The organism is Corynebacterium sp. p3-SID1761, assembly GCF_055862885.1.
This window is the reverse complement of record NZ_JBSQBJ010000002.1, coordinates 13,503-33,563: the sequence shown is the minus strand read 5'-3', so window position 1 is coordinate 33,563 and position 20,061 is coordinate 13,503. Positions and strand designations below refer to the sequence as shown.

The 20,061-nt window shown below is 61.4% G+C and carries 19 protein-coding genes and 1 other RNA gene; 8 read left to right on the top strand and 12 right to left on the bottom strand.

Going from position 1 to position 20,061, the window contains the following annotated elements:
- Positions 1-47: 47 nt before the first annotated feature.
- Positions 48-875, bottom strand: coding sequence for a fructosamine kinase family protein (locus ACWXWJ_RS02045; protein WP_473963397.1), 828 nt, complete (start codon positions 873-875; stop codon positions 48-50).
- 7 nt (positions 876-882) lie between these two features.
- On the opposite strand from ACWXWJ_RS02045, the gene ACWXWJ_RS02040 reads away from it, so the two are divergent.
- The 5 genes from ACWXWJ_RS02040 (at position 883) to ACWXWJ_RS02020 (ending at position 4,813) form a co-directional block, all read left to right on the top strand.
- Complete coding sequence (locus ACWXWJ_RS02040; RefSeq protein ID WP_473963396.1) at positions 883-1,533, top strand: cupin domain-containing protein; 651 nt, start codon at positions 883-885, stop codon at positions 1,531-1,533.
- A gap of 76 nt (positions 1,534-1,609) precedes the next feature.
- Positions 1,610-2,638: a biotin synthase BioB gene (bioB, locus tag ACWXWJ_RS02035; protein WP_448307200.1), complete on the top strand. Its 1,029-nt coding sequence runs from the start codon at positions 1,610-1,612 to the stop codon at positions 2,636-2,638.
- Between the two features lie 10 nt (positions 2,639-2,648).
- Positions 2,649-2,936 (top strand): biotin synthase auxiliary protein BsaP, encoded by a 288-nt coding sequence (gene bsaP, locus ACWXWJ_RS02030; protein ID WP_448307202.1) that lies wholly within the window; start codon positions 2,649-2,651, stop codon positions 2,934-2,936.
- A gap of 74 nt (positions 2,937-3,010) precedes the next feature.
- Positions 3,011-3,403 carry an SRPBCC family protein gene (locus tag ACWXWJ_RS02025; RefSeq protein WP_473963395.1) on the top strand — a complete coding sequence of 131 codons (393 nt, stop codon included), beginning with the start codon at positions 3,011-3,013 and terminating at the stop codon, positions 3,401-3,403.
- 15 nt (positions 3,404-3,418) lie between these two features.
- The gene (locus ACWXWJ_RS02020; RefSeq protein WP_473963394.1) at positions 3,419-4,813 is read left to right on the top strand and encodes a hypothetical protein; all 1,395 of its coding nucleotides are present in this window, start codon (positions 3,419-3,421) and stop codon (positions 4,811-4,813) included.
- Here ACWXWJ_RS02020 and ACWXWJ_RS02015 read toward each other — a convergent pair.
- Positions 4,743-6,011: an MFS transporter gene (locus tag ACWXWJ_RS02015; protein WP_473963393.1), complete on the bottom strand. Its 1,269-nt coding sequence runs from the start codon at positions 6,009-6,011 to the stop codon at positions 4,743-4,745. The genes ACWXWJ_RS02020 and ACWXWJ_RS02015 overlap by 71 nt on opposite strands.
- A 44-nt stretch (positions 6,012-6,055) precedes the next feature.
- On the opposite strand from ACWXWJ_RS02015, the gene ACWXWJ_RS02010 reads away from it, so the two are divergent.
- A complete protein-coding gene (locus ACWXWJ_RS02010) occupies positions 6,056-6,871 on the top strand; it encodes a sortase family protein (protein WP_473963392.1) in 816 nt (271 codons plus the stop codon).
- Here the strand turns inward: ACWXWJ_RS02010 and ACWXWJ_RS02005 are convergent.
- On the bottom strand, positions 6,868-9,912 hold the full coding sequence (locus ACWXWJ_RS02005; protein WP_473963391.1) for a bifunctional [glutamine synthetase] adenylyltransferase/[glutamine synthetase]-adenylyl-L-tyrosine phosphorylase: 3,045 nt from the start codon (positions 9,910-9,912) through the stop codon (positions 6,868-6,870). The genes ACWXWJ_RS02010 and ACWXWJ_RS02005 overlap by 4 nt on opposite strands.
- A gap of 62 nt (positions 9,913-9,974) precedes the next feature.
- Positions 9,975-11,312 carry a glutamine synthetase family protein gene (locus ACWXWJ_RS02000; RefSeq protein ID WP_448307210.1) on the bottom strand — a complete coding sequence of 446 codons (1,338 nt, stop codon included), beginning with the start codon at positions 11,310-11,312 and terminating at the stop codon, positions 9,975-9,977.
- A 133-nt stretch (positions 11,313-11,445) separates the two neighbouring features.
- On the opposite strand from ACWXWJ_RS02000, the gene panB reads away from it, so the two are divergent.
- Positions 11,446-12,297, top strand: a complete 852-nt coding sequence (gene panB, locus ACWXWJ_RS01995) for a 3-methyl-2-oxobutanoate hydroxymethyltransferase (RefSeq protein ID WP_473963390.1) — start codon at positions 11,446-11,448, stop codon at positions 12,295-12,297.
- Positions 12,298-12,559: 262 nt separating this feature from the next.
- Here the strand turns inward: panB and ACWXWJ_RS01990 are convergent, their stop codons facing one another.
- The 8 genes from ACWXWJ_RS01990 to ACWXWJ_RS01955 form a co-directional block, all read right to left on the bottom strand.
- Positions 12,560-13,378 carry a hypothetical protein gene (locus ACWXWJ_RS01990; RefSeq protein ID WP_473963389.1) on the bottom strand — a complete coding sequence of 273 codons (819 nt, stop codon included), beginning with the start codon at positions 13,376-13,378 and terminating at the stop codon, positions 12,560-12,562.
- Between the two features lie 102 nt (positions 13,379-13,480).
- Positions 13,481-13,810, bottom strand: a complete 330-nt coding sequence (locus ACWXWJ_RS01985) for a DUF202 domain-containing protein (RefSeq protein WP_473963388.1) — start codon at positions 13,808-13,810, stop codon at positions 13,481-13,483.
- 60 nt (positions 13,811-13,870) lie between these two features.
- Entirely contained in the window at positions 13,871-14,326 is a 456-nt protein-coding gene (locus ACWXWJ_RS01980; protein ID WP_473963387.1) for a YidH family protein, read from the bottom strand.
- On the bottom strand, positions 14,316-14,507 hold the full coding sequence (locus ACWXWJ_RS01975; RefSeq protein WP_473963386.1) for an SPOR domain-containing protein: 192 nt from the start codon (positions 14,505-14,507) through the stop codon (positions 14,316-14,318). The genes ACWXWJ_RS01980 and ACWXWJ_RS01975 overlap by 11 nt, the downstream gene beginning before the upstream one ends.
- Before the next feature lie 38 nt (positions 14,508-14,545).
- On the bottom strand, positions 14,546-16,102 hold the full coding sequence (locus ACWXWJ_RS01970; protein ID WP_473963385.1) for an RNB domain-containing ribonuclease: 1,557 nt from the start codon (positions 16,100-16,102) through the stop codon (positions 14,546-14,548).
- A 59-nt stretch (positions 16,103-16,161) separates the two neighbouring features.
- An RNA gene (rnpB, locus tag ACWXWJ_RS01965) (RNase P RNA component class A) lies at positions 16,162-16,629 on the bottom strand.
- Positions 16,630-16,657: 28 nt separating this feature from the next.
- Positions 16,658-17,977: a bifunctional RNase H/acid phosphatase gene (locus ACWXWJ_RS01960; RefSeq protein ID WP_473963384.1), complete on the bottom strand. Its 1,320-nt coding sequence runs from the start codon at positions 17,975-17,977 to the stop codon at positions 16,658-16,660.
- Positions 17,978-18,085: 108 nt separating this feature from the next.
- Entirely contained in the window at positions 18,086-19,267 is a 1,182-nt protein-coding gene (locus tag ACWXWJ_RS01955) for a Nif3-like dinuclear metal center hexameric protein (RefSeq protein ID WP_473963383.1), read from the bottom strand.
- A 68-nt stretch (positions 19,268-19,335) separates the two neighbouring features.
- Here ACWXWJ_RS01955 and ACWXWJ_RS01950 point away from each other — a divergent pair, with 68 nt between their 5' ends.
- A complete protein-coding gene (locus ACWXWJ_RS01950; protein ID WP_473963382.1) occupies positions 19,336-20,052 on the top strand; it encodes an HAD hydrolase-like protein in 717 nt (238 codons plus the stop codon).
- Positions 20,053-20,061: the final 9 nt, after the last annotated feature.

The following is a 20,061-nucleotide window of genomic DNA, read 5'->3' as shown; positions in this document are numbered from 1 at the left end:
TTTAGTCCGAGAGTCGACCTTACTCCGCGGCCGCCTCTCGGGCACCTTTACAATGTGCGAATCACGCGCGAGGCCGCCGCTGTTGCCTCCCCCACGTAGCCACCACCGAAAACGGCCGCATGGAGCCATAGAAGGTGCTGTTGATGCAGGTCAACACTTCGTGAACCTGTACCCCAACCAGGCTCTTCTGCACCCAGCACGCCCTGTTCACTTGCCACCTCAAAGTACGCGCCCTCGATGCAGCTTAAGTGCGGTGCACCGAATAGCCGTAGCGCCGCCAGATCAGCACGCGGATGCCCGCCATGCGCGCTCGGGTCGATAAGGATTCCTCCTGTCCTATTTGTTGACGCCACCCTCCCCCACAACACATTCCCCGCCCACAGATCGCCGTGGATGCGGGCCGGAGGTGTGCCGTCATCCAACTGCCCGGCGCGCAAACTTTCTAGTAGCTGCGTGACCTCTGCTGGAGCATTGTCGAAAACCCGCTCGATCAGCGGTGCCAGGCACACGTTGGCATAAAACTCGCCCCAGTTTTCGTAAGGCTTGAGGGGAAGCTCCAAGAGGTTGTCGTTGGGGCCTTGGAATCCTGACTCTTCCGTCGGCGAGTAACCGAAGTGTGGCGCGCCCGCGTCGTGGGTTAACGCCAGCTTTCTTCCAAAATCTTCGGCCATGGCGCGTGTGGGCGTCATCGAAGAAACACGATCAATCCCCAGACCGCGTTCATTGTGCGCGTGAACAGTGACGACGGGCACTCCGCCCGGGGCATCAGCGAGCCAACGCAGGCCCGCGACTTCCCAGGCGCCAGGACGGCCGGGGTTGTCCTTCCAATAGATATCGGGAGTGGGTGCGGGGGCGGAAGCATCAGAAAGTTCCATACCTCTAGTGTTACAGCTTCGGCCATCCCCGCAACGACGTTGCCAGCGTCCGACAGACGAACCAGAAGCCAACGTCTTTGACATTGAAACTGCCACCCGAGAAAACACCAACTACCGAACCACCGCATGGACGGGTAAGTACCTGCAGGTAACCCTCATGTCTATCGCTCCCGGCGATTCGATCGGCCTGGAGGTGCACCACGATACCGACCAGTTCCTGCGCCTAGATGCGGGAGTTGGCAAGTGCATCATGGGCCCCGACAAGGACAACATGACCATCCAGCAAGAGGTCTCCGACGGCTGGGCCGTACAGGTTCCGGCGGGCGTATGGCACGACATCATCAACACTGGTGAAGAGCCGATGCAGGTGTACGCCATCTATGCACCGAGCCACCACGCCAAGGGCATCGTTCAGGAAACGGCCGAGCAGGCAGAGCAGGACGAGGAATCCGGCAAGGACGTGCCACCGGAGTGGACGGTTCAGCCTTCCAACCAGCAGGCTGACGAGCACGCATATAACTCGCTTCAGTTCTTCAATGTGGCGCTTCTCTTGGGGAGGCGCCACATTATTTTTGCACCGCGCATGTTCCCCGCTTGCTCCCCCACCCCCGCGAGGTTCCCTGAGTGCCCGGTATGTCGCACGCCGCGATGGCAGTAAGTTAGCATGTGAAACTAAACAGCGTTCAAGAGCGATACGCCACCATAACTCGCACGAGAACTAGAGGAGACCGACGATGACGACCACTGAAGCTACCAAGGCCACCGATACCCCCGAGATTCTAAAGCTCGCACGCACGAAGGTGCTGGAAAATGGCGAGCCCCTGAACTACGAGGAAACCCTGCAGGTTCTGCAGCTCGGCGATGAGCACCTGGACGAGCTGCTGGACCTCGCCCACCAAGTGCGTCTGAAGTGGTGTGGTGATGCCGTGGAGATGGAGGGCATTATTTCCCTGCAGACTGGTGGCTGCCCCGAGGACTGCCACTTCTGCGCACAGTCGGGACTTTTCGAATCTCCGGTGCGTTCCATCCAGTTGGATATTGCCCAGCTGATCGAGGCCGCAAAGCAGACCGCTAAGACCGGTGCCACTGAGTTCTGCATCGTCGCCGCTGTTAAGGGGCCTGACGAGGATCTGATGAACCAAATGGCTAAGGCTATCGCCGCCATCCAGGCAGAGGTGGACATCAACATCGCCGCCTCCATCGGCATCCTCACCCAGGAGCAGGTTGACCGCCTCAAGGAACTCGGTGTACACCGCTACAACCACAACTTGGAGACCTGCAAGAGCTACTTCCCGGAAGTTGTTACGACCCACACGTGGGAGGAGCGCACCTCCACCCTGGAGATGGTGCGCGACGCAGGCATGGAAGTGTGCTGTGGCGGCATCGTCGGCATGGGCGAGACGGTCGAGCAGCGTGCAGAGTTCGCCATCGACCTGCAGAACCTCGATCCCACCGAGGTTCCGCTGAACTTCTTCGACCCGCGCCCGGGCACCCCATTCGCCGATATCGAACCAATGCCAGTCAATGATGCGCTGCGCACCATCGGCGCCTTCCGTCTGGCGCTACCCCGTCAGCTTCTGCGTTTCGCCGGTGGCCGCGAGCTGACTCTGGGCGACCTGGGCGCAGAAAAGGGTCTACTCGGCGGCATTAATGCTGTTATTGTGGGCAACTACCTGACCACGCTGGGCCGCCCCGCTGAGCGCGACGTGGACATGCTCGGCAAGCTGCAGCTGCCGATCAAGGCTCTGAACGCAACGCTGTAGGCTCACCGCAATGTCCTCTAGTACTCCCCTCAGCGAACTCACCGCTCTCTATGTTCTCGGCGGTACTCCGCTGTATGACGCCCACACGGGCCAACCCCTCGATTCTTCTGATAAGTCTTTGCGCGTCGGCCGCGGGGCACTTGCACAGGCGAGTCGTGGGGCGGTGGCGGGTTTGGAACCGCCGCGCTTCTGCCCACTGTGTGGCCGCCGCATGAAGGTTCAGGTGAACCCGATGGGATGGACCGCAGAGTGTTCCCGGCATGGCGAGATGGATTCCGCGCTGGTCATGGACGTTTAACGCGAACCCGACAGATTCTGCAGCGCGTTATCACCCTCACCGCAATGGGAGACCGCAGCCCACAGTGCAAGAAAATGATTGTGCTAAACCGTAAGCGCTCCAGCGGTTCGGGCAACTCGAGCAACTCCGGGAGCACCCCTACGCCAGGTACGATCTACCTCAACATCAATCGTCAAGGTTTACTGTGGTGGCCCACGTGGGCAGTAGTCACAGAAGTCGTGCCGGAGAAGGTCTTCGAGTTCAAGATCCCCCTCAACCGCTCGCGTTGGCGTTTCGAACTCGAGACTTCCACCGACGGAACCACCACGCTCACAGAGAAGCGGCTCGTGCCAGGAGGGAATACCACGCTGGTGTCGCGAGCGTTGGTGGCTGCATTTCTCGGTGGGGAGGAAAAATTCGAGGCTGGCCTTGTTCAAGGAATTCAGCAGACCATCCGTGCCATTGCTATGGAAGCAGAAGAGTCTTAGGTACAGTTCACTTCTGTGCATGATCAGCAAAACCTATCCTCCGCCCACTGGACTCGATCCCGAATCATCGGCGCGTGGGCGTTGGTGCAGGCGATTCTGATCAGCGTTTTGGTCTTCTGGCCTTTCGCCAAGGGCGATCCGCTGTATTACTTCCGTAATTCAGTACATGAGCCCACGAAACCACTCCACGGAGCGGTGCCACTCACTGAGTATCCGGATGCGGGATTATGGCCGGTACGCGCCATCGTGTGGCTGTGCGGCGACCACACCCACACATTCCTCGTCGTTTTTTCGGGCTTCTTGATCCTGCTCAGCACCGCATTCTTCTTCTATCTGCTGAATCAAAGCCATCGGGCGGCGTTATTCTGGACGGCTTTTTGCGCGGCTACAGGCCCCATTGCGTATTCCCGTCTGGATCTCATCCCTGGCCTCTTGGTGGCTATCGCTGCTGCTGCATTGTTCAATCACCCCAAGGTAGCCTCCGCACTATTGGGATTTGCGGCGATGTCGAAACTCTGGCCTGCTGCCCTTGCTGCCGGGCTCGTGGATAAGTGGAATCGCTCCACCACGTGGGCCCGTCTGGCCACGTTCGCCGGCACCATGGTGGTTGTCGGCCTGGTCACAGTACTGACGTCTGGTTGGGATCGTCTGGTCTCCCCACTCACTTACCAGGACGTCCGCGGCTTGCAGATCGAGTCGGTCCTCGCCACTCCCCTCATCCTCGCTGCTGCCTTTGCGCCCGGCCAATGGCATATCGCGAAAGCCCCGTCAAAGAGCTTTGAGATTTTCGGCCCCGGCGTGGATCAAATGCTCACACTGAGCACCATCCTTATGCTCGCCACAATGCTGTTCGGCCTGGGGTGGGCCTTGTGGCGCTTTATTTATGACGGCTGGTCCCCGCGAAGCACCAGCGCGTTCCTCCTGACGATGGTGCTACTCCTGATCGTCTCCAACAAGGTGTTCTCGCCACAGTACGTGGTGTGGTTCGGCCCCGTGCTGGCCGTGATGATCGCCAAGTTGCCGGCAGCTGCCCCTTCCGAGCAGGGCACCCCGGCACCACTATCCCGGTCAATGGTGTTCGGCAAACACGAGGTTCTCGGCTACCTGCCGGGCCTTAGCGTGCTCGCTGCAGCACTGACGATGGTGGTTTTCCCCTTCACCTATAACCTCCTTTTCGAAGGTCCACACTGGTTCGCAGCACTTGTGCTCACGGCACGGAACATCCTTATGGTCGTCATTACTTTCTTGACGCTGCGCCTCGCCATCCGCGAAGGGTTTAAGGACCTTCCGACAACGGAGGCGGTGGGCGTCCTCAAGAACAACCCCCTAACAAACAGCCCTAAGAATGGCGCCGAACGTTTCGATCGCGTGAAAGCCACATTCCGCAGAAGCCAAACGCCCACACAGTAGCCACGGCAATCCAGGCCACACCGAAGTCGCCCCACGTGTAATGCCCATCCGGAGCCCGCAGGTTGAGCAACACGCCAACTGCCTGGGCGCCGATCATGCCCGCGATCCAGCCACCCATATTCGCCAAGCCGGTGCCGGTGGCGACGAAGCGGCGGTCCACTTTCTCGCGCACAGAATCAAAGCCCAGGTTCGCGACGGGGCCGGTGAAACCCATGATGATGTTCATCAGGCACGCAGTCCACAACACGCCGGTGGGGGCAGAGGTAAAGAACCATAACCAGCCCAACCATCCGGTGACAGAAAAGAGCATCACGACCTGCATGCGGTGGTTGTAGAAGCGTGCAGAAAGCAGACCCACAATCGGCCCCACCATCACCGAGGCCAAGGTGCCAAGGGATAGTGCCAATCCGGCCTTATCCGCGGGCAGCCCCAGGCCAAGAGTCATGATCGGCAGTCCCCAGAGCAGGGTGAACACCACCAGCGCACCCAGACCCGTCCAGTGAACAAAGAAGCCGTGCCAGCACACGCGGTTGGTCAGCACATTAGCCAGGATCGTTCTAACGGACATCCGCTGCGTGGTGGCAGAGGGCTGTGTCGGGGCAGGCTTCGCAGTCTCCGGCGCATCTTTCACCAAAACCCCCGCCGCCAAGGCCACCAGCGCCCCCACTGCTCCAAGGCTGACGAACCCTACCTGCCAGCTTGTTGCGTGCAGCAAGCTCAAAAACGGCACCGCCGAGAGAAATTGGCCAAACTGTCCCACCGCGCCCGTCAGCTGCCCCAACAGCGGAGCGTGACGTAGTGGAATCCACGCGGGGATCAGGCGCATGACGGATAGGAAGGCCGTCGCATCGCCTGCACCGATGAGCATGCGGGCGCCGATCGCCACCGGGTAGCTGGAGGTGAAAGCCAGAGTCACCTGCCCTAACGCCATCACAAAAGCACCGGCAACCATTAGCTTGCGCGGGCCAAAGCGATCCACCAGCAACCCCACCGGGATCTGGGCAAACGCGTACACGGCCAGCTGCAGTGTGGTGAACACGGCCAGCTGCGCGGCATTGATGTGGAAGCGGTCGATTGCGTCCACACTGGCCACGCCAAAGGAAGTGCGTCCCGTGACCGCCAGGGTGTAGCACAGCACCCCAGCTCCCCATACCAGCAGCGCGCGGCTGCTGAGTTTCTCTTTGTCTGTCACCGTCACGCGTCCTACGCTACTCGGTCGATATATGGATAAACTTATTCACTATGAGCTTTACCCGCCCTTTTACTAATCGCCGCCGAACTGTAGCCGCCGTTGTAGCTCTACTCGTCGTCATCGCACTGATTGTTTGGGCTGTTTTAGCTCTTTCGGGTGATGACGCCCCCTCGGCCTCCAACGGTGCTAGCTCCAGTGAGGAGACTGGCAGCTCTGCATCTTCGAGCGCGGAGAAGCCCAACGACAAGAAGAAAGACAAGGACGGCAAGGAGGGCAAGGACCATAAGGACGGGGACAAAGACAAGAAGAAGGATCCCTCACTTGTCCCGGGGCCACTCGGACAGAATGGTTCCTTCACCATGGACGGTCCCGCACCGGTGAATGGGGCGACATATGCCTCGATGCCCTATGCCCTACCGCTCAACCCAGCTGGCCCGCAGAACACGATGGTGCGCTGGGTAGATGGCTGGGGAGTCTCCCCGAACAATGCGGAAAAGGGCACAATGTATGTGCTGGGGCACGCCTGGGGTGCTGCTCCGTTGGTTTTTAACCCGCTGAGCGAAGCTGTGACTGCGGATGTGAACCTCAATGCTCCGCCGAAGAATGTCACCGGAACCGACGGTAAACCGGTGAAACGCTACTCCTCCGATGTGCTTAATGGCGCCCGCATCACCATGCGCGATGGCGCGAACCACGGACACACGTGGAAAGTCACCCGCAGCTGGCTGGTGGATAAGAACGAGGCGATCGTCGATCCGGACATCATGGACGACAAGCGACCAGGCCGCATTGTTTTGATCGCCTGCTCCGTTTCTGGTTCCAGCGACCTGGGCTACAACGTCATCGTCGAGGGGCAGCTGGACTAGCCACCGTAGTCAATGCCGACATCCTCACCCCAGAAGATCCGGTCGACCACGCGGTGTGCTTTGCGGGTCTTCTTAAGGTAGTCGTCAAGGAACTCCTGTGCCTGCTCTGGCTGCCAATGGGCCGCCGCCGCAACGTGACGAAGTTGGTCTCCGTGGCTAGGCAACTGATCCTTGCGCTTGCCCTTCACCAGCACAATTGCGTTGCGGGCGATGGTGGCGGTGATCCAGGCATCACGCAAGATTTCCGCATCGGCCTCGGCGATAAACTCACCGCTGGCCAGCTCGCGCAGCGTTTCAAGGGTGGAGGTGTTGCGCAGGTTCTGAGCATCATCGCCGTGCTGCATGGTAAGCAGCTGGACAGTCCACTCCACGTCGGTCAGCGCACCGCGGCCTAGCTTGGTGTGAGTTTTGCGGTCTGCACCCCGCGGCAAGCGTTCTGAATCCACGCGCGCCTTCATACGGCGAACCTCTTGCACGACCTTTTCGTCCACACCTCCCGGCGGATAGCGGAAGTCGTCGATCATGTGCAGGAACTCAATGCCCAGGTCTTTATCGCCGGCGATCCAGGTGGCACGCAACAGGGCTTGCATCTCCCACGTCTCGCCCCACTGTTCGTAGTAGCGGCGGTAGGAATCCAGCGTGCGCACGACCGGCCCGTTGCGTCCCTCGGGGCGCAGGTCAATGTCCACGTCCAATGGCGGATCCTGGCTGGGTCTGCCCAGGCGAGTTCGCACCGTGTCGCAAATATGAGTGGCCCACTTCAGCGCCTCTGATTCGTCGGCGCCTTCTACAGGTTGGGCGACGAACATCACGTCGGCGTCGGAACCATAGCCCAGCTCCGCGCCACCCAACCGTCCCATGCCAATAACGGTGATGCGGGCAGGCGCATTGGCTACGTTCTCGTCCTCCCAATAGCGAATCTCAGCGCGCAAAGCCGCTTCGAGTACCGCGTCCCACACCCAAGACAGGGAGACGCACACCTGCTCGACGTCCATGAAGCCCAATAGGTCGGCCGCTGCAATGCGGGCGAGCTCTGCACGACGCAGCGAACGCGCGACGGAGATGGCCTTGTCCGGGTGGCGATGTCGGCCTGCTGCGGCCACCAGGGAGTGGGTAACCACCTGATGAGCCTGCTCCAGGAACTTCGGCCCGGTAGCGCCGTCGGAAAGCAGTTTCACCGAATCGACAGAGTTCAGGAACAGCTCCGAGGCATAGGGAGACGTGCCCAGGATGTGCATGAGGCGTTTGCCCACGATGTTTTCGTCGCGCAGCAGGCGCAAGAACCAGCTGTACTCATGCGCAGCCTCCGACATTTTGCGATAGTTCAGCAGGCCGGCATCCGGATCAACGGTTTTGCCGAGCCATTCCAGCAACGTGGGCAGGATGATGGCCTGAAGTTTAGCCTTGCGGCTCTTCCCCGCTGCTAGCGCACTCAAGTGCTCAAATGCACGATCCGGGTACGCATATCCCAAGGCGGCAAGCTGGCGCTTGGCGGCCTCCGGAGACAGGCGAATCGTCTCTGCCTCCATCGCCGCCACCGAGGTAAGCAATGGGCGGTAGAACAGTTTCGAATGCAGGTGGCTGACCTGCAGGTTAACGCGCTTGACGTCCGCGGATAGCTGCTCGTCCATCGACCTGGTGCCCTCCGGTCTGCAGCCGGCAGTACGCCCCAGCCATACACGTGCGCGGATGTCCTCCTTGGACGGCAGGGTGTGGGTGCGCTTAAGGCGCTGCAATTGCAGGCGGTGCTCAAGCAGGCGCATAAACGCATAGTCTTCCTGCAGGCTCTGGCAATCTGCCCGGCCGATATAGCCACCCGCGGCCAAAGCATTCAACGCGGATACGGTGGAGCGGGTACGCAAAGATTCGTCGGTGCGCCCGTGCACCATCTGCAGCAGTTGGACGGCGAACTCAATGTCACGCAAGCCGCCCGGCCCCAACTTCAACTCGCGGGCGCGGATATCATCCGGAATATTCTCAATGACGCGGCGGCGCATAGCCTGCACATCCGTCACGAAGTCCTCACGCTCGGTAGCAGACCACACCTTGCTGGCCAGCGCATCGACGTACTCCTGCCCCAATGCCAGATCGCCCGTCATCGGGCGGGCCTTGAGCTGCGCCTGGAACTCCCAAGTCTCGGCCCAACGGTTGTAGTAGTTCACATGCGATTCCAGGGTGCGCACCAGCGCACCGCTCTTGCCCTCCGGGCGCAGTGCCGCATCCACCTCAAAGAACACGCGAGTGCCGATGTTGATGAACTCCCCTGCCCAGCGCGTGGCCTTCGGGTCTGCGGGCTCGGCAACAAAGATGACGTCCACGTCCGAGATGTAGTTCAACTCCTGCGCACCGCATTTGCCCATGGCTAGTACGGCAAGCCGGGCGGGTTCCTCGTCGGCGTCATAAACCTGTGCGCAAGCCACTGCCAGCGCGGCGGTCAGGGCAGCATCCGCAGCATCCGACAGACGTCGGGAGACCAGCTCGAAGCTGACTGGTTTGCATGGCTTCTGTCCGCGCTGAACAAAAGTGCCCGCCACATCCACGGCAGCGATGCGGGCCAGGATTGTGCGATAGGCAAGGCGCATGGCGTCGTCGGCCTGCGAACCGGTAACGGCAGCGCGGAACACCCGTTCACCCGCGCCCTCAACGCGCGTCGCCTCGACGCTGTCCAGCATCAGCTGCATCATCTCTTGAGAGGTGGGCATGCCCGATTCCAGCTGCTTCCACTCCTGCGGACGGGCGACAATGTGATCACCCAACATCGACGATGCACCGAAAAGCCCCAATAGCCGCACGGCGAAGGTGCGGGACTCGGCAATTCGATCCAGCAGCTCAGATGCCTCATCACCCAGTGCGTTCACCAGGCGGATCAGGTTATTCAGCGCCAGGTCCGGGTCCCCCGTCGCCGCGAGAATCCACATCTGTTCAGCGTGTTTAGCGTCCACCCATCCCAGCTGTTGAAGGTCCTCCTGAGCCTTCGGGTGGGTAAGGCCCAAGTTGCGGGCGGTGGGCACGGAGGAACGCGAACTGCGGGGACGGGTCATGAGGTACGGGTGCTCCTGGGATCTAAGTGAAGGTAGGGCGTGAGGGCGTCACGAAAAAAGACCTAGAACGGCAGATTATTTCGCAGCTCCCACGGCGTGATCTGTGCTTGGTACTCGTACCACTCGCGCCACTTGTTGCGTAGGAAGAACTCAAAGACGTGCTCGCCGAGGGCATCGGCGACCAGCTCGGAACGCTCCATCTCTCGCAATGCGCTGTTCAGGTCGGAGGGCAGATCCTTGTAACCGGCGGCAATGCGCTCGCGGCGGGTCATGAGGGAAACGTCCTCCTCCGCCGGGGCAGGCAACTCGTAGTCATCCTTAATGCCCTTCAGGCCAGCTGCCAACAACACTGAATAAGCCAAGTACGGGTTGCAGGCGCTATCCGGCGAGCGCACCTCCACGCGACGGGATGCCGCTTTGTGCTGCGTATACATCGGCAGGCGAACCATCGCTGAACGGTTCGACGCACCCCATGCCGCCGCGCGCGGAGCCTCATCGCCAGACGTAATGCGCTTGTACGAGTTCACCCATTGGTTGGTGACCGCAGAAATCTCCGGGGCATGCTCCAAGATGCCCGCGATGAAGGACTTCGCAGTTCTGGAAAGGCGCAACTCGTCATCCGGGTCGTGGAACGCATTGTTATCGCCCTCGAACAAGGACATGTGAGTGTGCATGGCCGAACCGGCGTGCTCCTGGAACGGCTTCGGCATGAACGTCGCGGCCACTCCATTGCGGCGGGCGACCTGCTTGATCAGGTAGCGGAACGTCATTACGTTATCGGCCATTGTCAGCGCATCGGCGTAGCGCAGGTCGATCTCCTGCTGCCCCGGTGCGTTCTCGTGATGGGAAAACTCCACGGAGATTCCCATGTGCTCCAATGCGCTGATCGCATGGGCGCGGAAAGCCGGAGCATCGTCGGTGACGGCCTGGTCGAAGTAACCACCACTATCCGTCGGCACTGGCGGGTAGCCCTTCGTCTCCAGCTCCTTGACCAGGAAGAACTCGATCTCCGGGTGGACATAGCAGCTGAATCCCTGGTCCGCGGCAGCCTTGATTTGTCGGCGCAGCACCTGGCGCGGGTCTGCCCATGACGGCGTGCCATCCGGCATCGCAATATCGCAGAACATGCGTGCCGATAGCTCCCCGGTGTCGGATTTAAACGGCAGAATCTGGAACGTCGACGGGTCCGGCTGCGCAATAGTGTCAGACTCCGCAATACGGGAAAAGCCCTCGATCGCCGAACCGTCGAAACCAATGCCCTCCTCAAAAGCTCCCTCTAGCTCTGCTGGCACCACCGCCACGGATTTCAGATACCCCTGGATATCTGTAAACCAAAGGCGAACAAAGCGGATGTCGCGTTCTTCCAGCGTGCGCAGAACATATTCCTGTTGGCGATTCATAGCCTCCATTGTAGAAGTTTCGCCCTGCCTGCTGTGCCACTCTGGCAATCGCTTCATCCAGGCACATTGGCAGGCCCCACGCTGAGGCCGCTTCGTTGGGGGAGGCCGAGGTGGCGTCACTATAGTGAACAGCATGACTGCAACATCTGGAACATCGGCCTCGACCCCCAACGGCTACCTGGTGCCCACCAAGAAGGTGCGCATCGCGGATCTGAAGGCGCGGAAGGGCTCCGGCGAGCCGTTCGCGATGCTGACGGCCTACGACTATTCCACCGCCGTGGCCTTTGCGGAGGCGGGCGTGGAGATCATGCTGGTCGGCGATTCTGCCGCGAATGTCGTCTTTGGCTATGACGCGACCCAGCGGATCAGTATGGATGAGATGGTGTACTTGGTCGCTGCCGTTGTGCGTGGAGCTGGCAATGCGGTTGTGGTTGCTGACCTGCCCTTCGGTACGTATGAGGCCTCGGATGAGCAGGCCGTGAAGGCTGCTTCCGAGATGCTGCACCGCACGGGCGCGCACGCGGTGAAGATCGAGGGCGGGGTGCGGATGGCGGATCGTATTCGCGCTATTACTGACGCCGGTATCTCCGTGTGTGCACACATCGGCTTTACTCCACAGTCCGTCAACCAGCTGGGCGGCTTCAAGGTGCAGGGCCGCGGGGCTGGCGCCGAGCAGCTGCTGGCCGACGCCCGCGCCGTGCAGGAAGCCGGTGCCGACATGGTTGTTCTGGAGATGGTGCCGGCTGATGTGGCAGCTTCGGTAACTCAAGAACTAGCCATCCCGACCATCGGTATTGGCGCAGGCCCGGACTGCGATGGGCAGGTTCTGGTGTGGCACGACATGGCTGCATTCCCGGCTGGAGGTCACCGTCCGCGCTTCGCTAAGCAGTGGGCTTCGGTGGGGGCGGATCTGACCGCCGCCGCGGCTGCCTACAAGCGCGAGGTTGCTGAGGGGACGTTCCCGGCGGAGGAGCACTGCTTCTAGCTGGCATTTTGCCGGCAGCCCTCGCCCTCACAGCCCCTTTCCCACACCCCATCAAAGACTAAATGTCGCTGAATCGGGATTCTGCTGCACCCCGGCAGGCCACACCCCCGAGCCCCAACTCTCTGACCTGCAGTTTCTCACACTTGCAAACCATAACCAATAACACATTCCCGATCTAGCGACATTCCGCACTTCGTGGCACCCAGCGTCCGCCAAAATCAATACCAAAATCCCATTTTGGCGAAACCAAACTTTATTGAAACTAGCTCTTGGTGGCGGCTCTCTCCATGACGTAGACGTGGAACCGGACCGCCAAACCTTCGTCCGCGGAGTTTTCCAGACTCACCCCCTCGGCTCTTCGGACAAAGCCTGGATCCTCACCGAACTTGAAAACCGGAGTTAGCTGATACGTCGTCCCGTCCTTTTCCGCAGCAACTGGTGAGACTTTATATCCACCACACAGTATGGACATCCCGTTTCTGTCCATTTGTTGTGGTGCACTATGGTCAGCTTCACTACGGTCAGCTTCTTGACCTGTACCTTTAGCAGTAGTTCTATCAGCTGACTTACCTTCGCAGCCGAGCAAATTGTATTGCTGCAGCTCACTGTTTTGTGACAGAGCGACAAGAATATCCTGGTGATATTTTTCTATGAATGTTGGCTTGCGCCGGTCCATCTTTACCCAGTCAGCAGATAAACCGTCAGCGACTATGGGGGTGCCCCCTCCCAACAAAGGGACCCCTCCCCCTTTACCATGCCTATCCATAGAGAAAATTTTCGCAGATACCGGACCAGGGAAAACGACCAGCACGGTGGATACCGCAACAACAACGGCATATGTCGAAAAAATCACTGTCAAAGGAATCGCCAGGGAACCAGGCTGCCCATCAGGGTTTCTGCTATTCCGCGCATTCCGTGCTTTCCACCCAATCCGCGATGCGTAGACGATCAGCAAAACCCAAATCAAAAGGCTTGTACACGCACAGAAAAGAACGAAGGCATAAAACACCAAGTCAATAACATGGACCCCTGGTGCCACGTCAGAGACGTCGAAAGTCCTGTAGAAAACGTCAAAGTCCACAAACTCGCCTTTCTAGCTATTCCCTGCAATCCGCTCACCCGCCTCCGAACGCATGAAGCAAGGCAACTTGGTCAGGCGCCTAACTTGGTGGAGCGGTTGGGGTTAGATGGCGTCCAGAATAACGAAGGTGGCGGCGACCACGCCGCAGATCAGGACAGCCGCAGTCACCGCAACGACCGAGCCGACGTTTGCGGTGAGGCGTTCGGCGCGCAGGCCGGCGCTGAAGCGCAGGTAGCGGCGCCGTTGGGTCAGCAGAATCAGCGCCGCAAGCAGCACTAACACTCCCGCGGCGGGCAGAACGATCACGCCGTAGCGGCCGATCCACCGGAACAACATCGCGCTAACGACCAGCAGCGCCAGCACGGTGCGCTGCCACGACAGGCTGGCGCGCTCCGGCTGAAGCCCCAGGTCAGAGTGCGGGCGCTCGGGCACCTCCCGCGCACCCTGGCGTGACACCTCCCGCGCAGCCCCAGGCACCGCCCGGCGCCTCACTTACAGCTCCATCCCAAAGTCGCCGAAGATCACAAACCCCAGCACAACCGCGCATGCCACCACGGCCACGCCTGCCAGGAAAGGCACAATCGCTGGCACCGGCAAAGCGCGACCAGTGCGCATGGCACGCTCCACGCGCAGCCATCGCACCGCCGCGCCTAGGCCAATCAACATGCCCACGACCAGCACCAGCACGGCTGCGGTACTCCACAAATGCTCGGGCACGTTCGGCGAGCGGAACGCCTCCAGCGCCACGCCCCCCGCCAGAAAAGCTAGGCTTGTGCGAATCCATGCCAGGAACGTGCGTTCATTAGCCAGGGTGAAGCGCGGGTCCGGTTCCTCCCCTTCAGGCAGCAAGGTCCGCGCCAGCCACGAACGCTCGTCCGTACTCGCGCTATCGCACCCAGCGTCCGCGCCATCGCACCCGGCGCCCGCGCTAGGATCCTTAGTCGTCATTCTCTTCCGCGTCGTATTCCTCGGCCTCCTTGGTGCGCTGCTGCGCAGTCTCAATGGCCGCCTGGGCCTCCTCACGAGAGTCGTATGGCCCCATGCGGTTCTCCCAGGCGCCGTCCTTGTCCTGGCTTACCTGGCCGGTTTTCGTGTCGTAGTACCACTTCTGCGCATCGTTTTCGCTCATAAACTCATGTGTACCACACGCGCCGGACAACCCCCGTTCTAATCGGCTGGCCAGGCGAAACGCACCTTTCGCTCTGCCGGATCGGCCTTAATCAGGGTTACTTTAATTGTTGACGCCTCGTCTGGGCCGCCCACACAAGTCGTCAAGATGGGCGGCTCCTCGACCAAGATTTTCGCCTTGTCTCCGCCGTCGCTATTGAGCACCGTCGCGTTGAAGTTCTGGCCCACCCACGGTTGCAAAACGACCGCTTCGGTGAGCCCCAGGCAGGCGCGATCGACGGCACTGGCCGTCTGACCGCTGGATTTCATCGTGCCGAGGACCTGGTCGACGTTGGCGGTGACCCACTCCGGGATGGGCTGTTCACTGGCGATCGCCAGGCAGATTTCTGTGGCGAAGCGGTCCACCAGTCGGCGCAGGGGTGCGGTGACGTGCGCGTAGTGGCCGCCGATCCCCGCATGGATGCTGGGCTCTACGGCAGCAGCCTCGCCCGCGCTGGCCGCCCCGTCGGCACCTCCGGGCTCGGATGCGCCAGCCTCAGCACCCCCGCCGACCAGCCCGAAGTGCTGATACCCCGCCCCACGCAGAAGACTCTGCGCGTCGCGCATAAGTGCCATGCCGCGCGGCGTAGAGGCGTCAATATCAGCGAGCAACTCCCCGATCGGGCGGCCGGACCGATTGAACCCTAACGCCCGCGCGCCGTGGTCGAAGGCGGCAATGTCCTTTGCCCCGGCGGGCGGTAGTGTGCGCAGGATACCCACGCCCGCACGCACCATCATCTCGCCCGCGCACATACCGGCAAGCAGCGACAGTTCAGCGTTGAAGTCGTTCATCTCCAACCGCTCGTCGATCTCCAATTCGTACCGCTCGGAACCGTCCTCGGCCTCTACTCGCTCCACCGAAATGGAGGGCAACCGCAGGTTTATTGCCTGACGCCGCAGATCAGATCCCTGGCGCGCGCGACCAACTTCGGGCAGCTGCGCGATGGCGGGGTGCAAAGTACCACCCTTCATGTCCGCCTCCACCTCTGTGTAATCAAAGCGCTTCACGGAACGAATCAGCGCGCGGTACACGGTGCAGTCCGCGACCTCACCGTCGGCGCGCAGCAAAATATCCCATACCACGGCCGGGCGAGTCTGATCCGGCAATAGCGAGGCGCTCCCCTCCGAGAGCTCCGCAGGGTGCAGCCGGGTGGGCTCGTCCGGCAGGTACATGGTTTGGCCACGCTGGAGGGATTCCGCCATCAGCGCCCCGGCTGGATCAACAAACGCGGCAACGTCCGCGATTGCATAGAGCACGCGCCACCGCGCCGCATTACCTCCGCCGTCGGCGCTTGCTCCTCCGTCGGTTCCCGCCCCGCCGTCGCTGATCCCGCTTGCAACACCCGGCGCGTCCTGAATATTCACCGCCTGATCCAAATCCATCGAACCTGCGGGGTCGATCGTCACAAAAGGAATATCCCGCAGATCACGACGTTGGTCTGCATGACGGTCCGTGGCCTGCAACGCTTCGGCGTGAACGTCCTCGGGGAATCGTTCCGGCAGTTCGAATTCCTCTGCAATGGTGCGGAAGTTCAGCTCGGCGGCGAAAAGTTTCATGCCTCCAAGAGTGACACAACCGCGCCACCCCGGCCACGCCTAAGCCCCAAAAAATTTTTAAGTCGAGACAGCCTGTGAGCCGGATTCTGTCCTATCCCCCGCACACCCCGCAGCACCTCGAAGGGCACGCCAGGAGTGCGTGAGGACGAGGCGATCATCCATCTGAACCCACCATTGCTGATGGGTTTCAAGCGGCCTACCTGCTCATGGTTGGGCGGGCAGCCCTAGAGCTACGCCGCACGCTGGTGCGCCATCTGGGATAGCGCGCGTGCGAGCACCTTGACCTTGCTCCCGGTGGGGTTTACCTAGCCACCCCAGTCACCTGGGGCGCTGGTGCGCTCTTACCGCACCTTTTCACCCTTACCCGCGCATGGCGGGCGGTTTGTTTTCTGTGGCACTGTTCCCGCGAGTCACCCCGGGTTGCTGTTAGCAACCACCGTTGCCCTGTGGAGTCCGGACTTTCCTCCGCGCCCGGCCTGCCCCGTGTGCAGGGTGGTTCCGCGCGCCGCGATCGCCCGACCGTCTCGACAAGGTTTTACTCTAGCGCACCACTTCTTAGTGAAGGTAGTGCGTGTCGTTGACCCGTCGCACCACGGCGCTGTCATTATTGACGCCCAGCTTGCCCGAACGAGCCATCTCATCTGGACCGAAGAGCTCAATGACGCTCAATCCTGCCAAGTCCAAGTGCAGCGTGCGATACAACGCACCACTTGTGCACAGTGCGTAGCGCAGCATGGACTTAATGGGAGTCACGTGGCTGACCACCACAACGTCCTCGCCCGGGTGGTTGCGCGCAACATCACGCAGGAAGGAGCGCACGCGGTCGAACACCTCGTCGGGGCTTTCGCCTCCGCTGGGTGCGACGGAGCTATCCCACAGGCAGGCATCGTGTTCTAAGGGGAACTGCTCCATGACCTCGGTGAAGGTGCGCCCTTCCCAGTCTCCAAAGTCCATCTCGATGAGAGACTCAGTAAATTGAATGCGCGATGTGGCCGCGCTGGTCTGTCCAATAGCCTCGACCACGGCCTCCGCTGTCTGGCGGGTGCGTTGCAGCGGGGAGCTGTACACAGCCACTGGACCAGGACTGGAGCTGGCATCTGCGCCAGTTCCCCCGCTAGCCGGTCGCCCCGCCAGGCGCCTAGCCAACTGCCCGGCCACATAAACAGCGGCCCGCTGGGCTTGCTCGCGCCCGTGAGCGGTCAGCTCCGGATCGGACAGCCCAGAGAACTGTCCCTGCACACTCATTTCCGTCTGTCCGTGGCGCAGCACCCAGAGACGGGTCGGCTCCCCTCCGGGGTGCCATTCCGGCGAGCTCGCGGCATCCGTCACCGCACCAGCCGAACTCTGCACACCGGCATCCTCTGCTGCGGTACTTGCAGCATCGGCATCCGCAGCACCTTGCTCTGGAGTGGCGGCCGATTGGAACGAAAGGGCGTCATCAAACCAGCGCCCCCCGACCCGATCATCCATCGCGCGATTGGCCAGCTCGTCGGCGCGCTTGTTCTGCGCTCGTGGCACCCAGTTGTAGGTGACGGCGGCGAGAGTGGACTCAATGTCCTTGACTCGCGCGGCCAGGGGCTTCATGTCAGGGTGCTTGATCTTCCAGCGCCCGCTCATCTGCTCAACGACAAGCTTGGAATCCATGCGCACCTCGATCTCCAGCTCACTCGGAGCTACCCCCTGGATCTCGGCAACGTCAATGGCTAGCTCCAGGGCATTGATCAGCCCCTGGTACTCCGCCACGTTGTTGGTGGCTTTGGCAATAAACTCCCAACGTGCGGCCACCTCTTGGTCGCCGTCCAGCACCGAGCTTCCGCACCCCGCGATGCCCGGATTACCGCGGGAACCTCCATCGCACTCCACGTACAAGCGCATCCTGTATCACCCTCGATCACCCTTGTTCAACGAATCTTCAGGCCACTCTAGCGCAGCGGCAGGACATGAACTTTGGGGTGTCGGCAATCTCGTCTGCCTGGATGCTCGCTACTTCTCGTGCACGGTCCACGGATCAGTGCGCACGTCGATCACTGTGGTCTGTACCTTCGTTGCCTTCTTTACGACGCCCTCCGCCTGCGAACACCACGGAAACTCACTAGCCCAGTGGGCAGTATCGATGACGGGGCACCCACCCATGCGCAAGTGTTCATCCACCGGGTGGTGGCGCAGATCGGAGGTCACGAAGCAGTCCACGTCCATCTTGGCGACTTGGCCCAGGAAACTGTCGCCGGCGCCACTGGCGACGGCGACGGTGCGGATCATGGCGTCCGGATCTCCGGCTGCACGCACACCCCATTCAGTGCTGGGCAGTCGCTCGGCCACCCGCGCGGTGAACTCCCGCAAGGTCATGGGCGTATCCAGCTCGCCGACGCGCCCAATGCCGAGTTGCTGGTCGGCGGGCGTGGGCAGGGAGGTTTCCACGCAGTCATATGCCGGCTCCTCATAGGGGTGGGCCTTGATCAAAGCCGCGCGGATGGCCTCCCGCTTCGCGGCGGGGGCGACGAACTCGATGCGGACTTCTTCGACCGTTTCCACTTCTCCCACTACCCCGAGGTGCGGGTTCGCCCCTTCCGTAGGCAGGAACTGTCCAGTGACGGAGAACTCAAAGCATGCCTGCTCATAGTCGCCCTGTGCGCCGCCGCCTGCGGAAAAGATGGCGGACTTCACCGCAGGGGCGTCACTAAGAGGAACGGTGAAACCCCACTTATCTGTGCCGGAAGGAATCGGACGCAGCGCAGCACCCGGGGTTACCCCAAGGAGTTCGGCCAGGCGATCGTTGACGCCGGGGCGGGCGGAATCGGCATTTGTGTGCGCGGCGAACAGGGCGATACCGTGGCGGATGAGTTTGTGGACGATGCGGCCCTTCGGAGAATTCGCGGGCACGGCGGTGACCCCGCGGAGCAGGAGCGGATGGTGGACGACCAGCATCTGGGCGCCCAGCTCGATGGCGGAGTCCACTACGGCATCAGTGCAGTCCAGCGCGAAGGCAACCTTGTCGGCGGGCTCGGCGGGGTCGCCGCAGATCAGGCCGACCGCATCCCAGGATTCAGCGAGGTGGGGCGGGTAAGCAGCATCGAGGGCAGCGACGACGTCGGCGACGGTGGTTGCGGCAGTTTCGGCGGGCTGGGCAGGCTGAGCGGGCTGAGCGGTAGTTTCGGCAGCGGACACGAGGGTTCTCCTGGGACGGCTAAATCTTCTGTCCCACCCAGCCTAGCTAGATCTGACAGACTGGAAAGGTGCGCGATTTACCAATTCTGCTTATAGATGTAGACGGAACCTTGATGGATAGCTACCCCGGCATCCGCGCCAGCTTCGTTAAGGCGCTGGAAACACACGGGGTGCCGGTACCACCCGAGGAGCGGGTGCGGCAGATCCCCGGCCCGCCGATGGTCGAGACCCTGGCGGACATTGGGCTAGAAGGCGAACTGCTGCAGAAGGTCTTCGACACATATCTGGCAGACCAGCAGGATGGGCGCTGGCGCGAGGCCACCCCTTTCCCGGGAATGCGCGAGCTGCTGGAGAAGTGGTCCGGCGAGGGCATTGTGCTCTCCACGGCGACGTCGAAGTCCGAGGTTTCCGCAGAGCGGATCCTGCGCGAGCACGACATGATGAAGTACTTCGCGGTGCTCGGCGCTGCGCAGGAGGACGGCACCCGCCGCTCGAAAGCCGCCGTGATCGAATATGCGCTAGAGCAGCTGAAAGAGGCTGACGAGGTGCGCGAGATGCTGGCTCACATGAGTGCGGAAGAGGGGCTGCAGGCCCTCGACCCGACGAAGATGCTGCTTATCGGTGACCGCATCCACGATGTGGAGGGCGCCGCACAGTCGGGCATTCCGACGGTGCTGGTGGGCTGGGGATATGGCTCGGATGAAGAGCGCGCAAAGGCCGCCTACACCGTAGACACTCCCGCGGAGCTAGACGCGCTGGTGCAGCGCTGGGCCAACGAGGGGTAAAGATCCGGG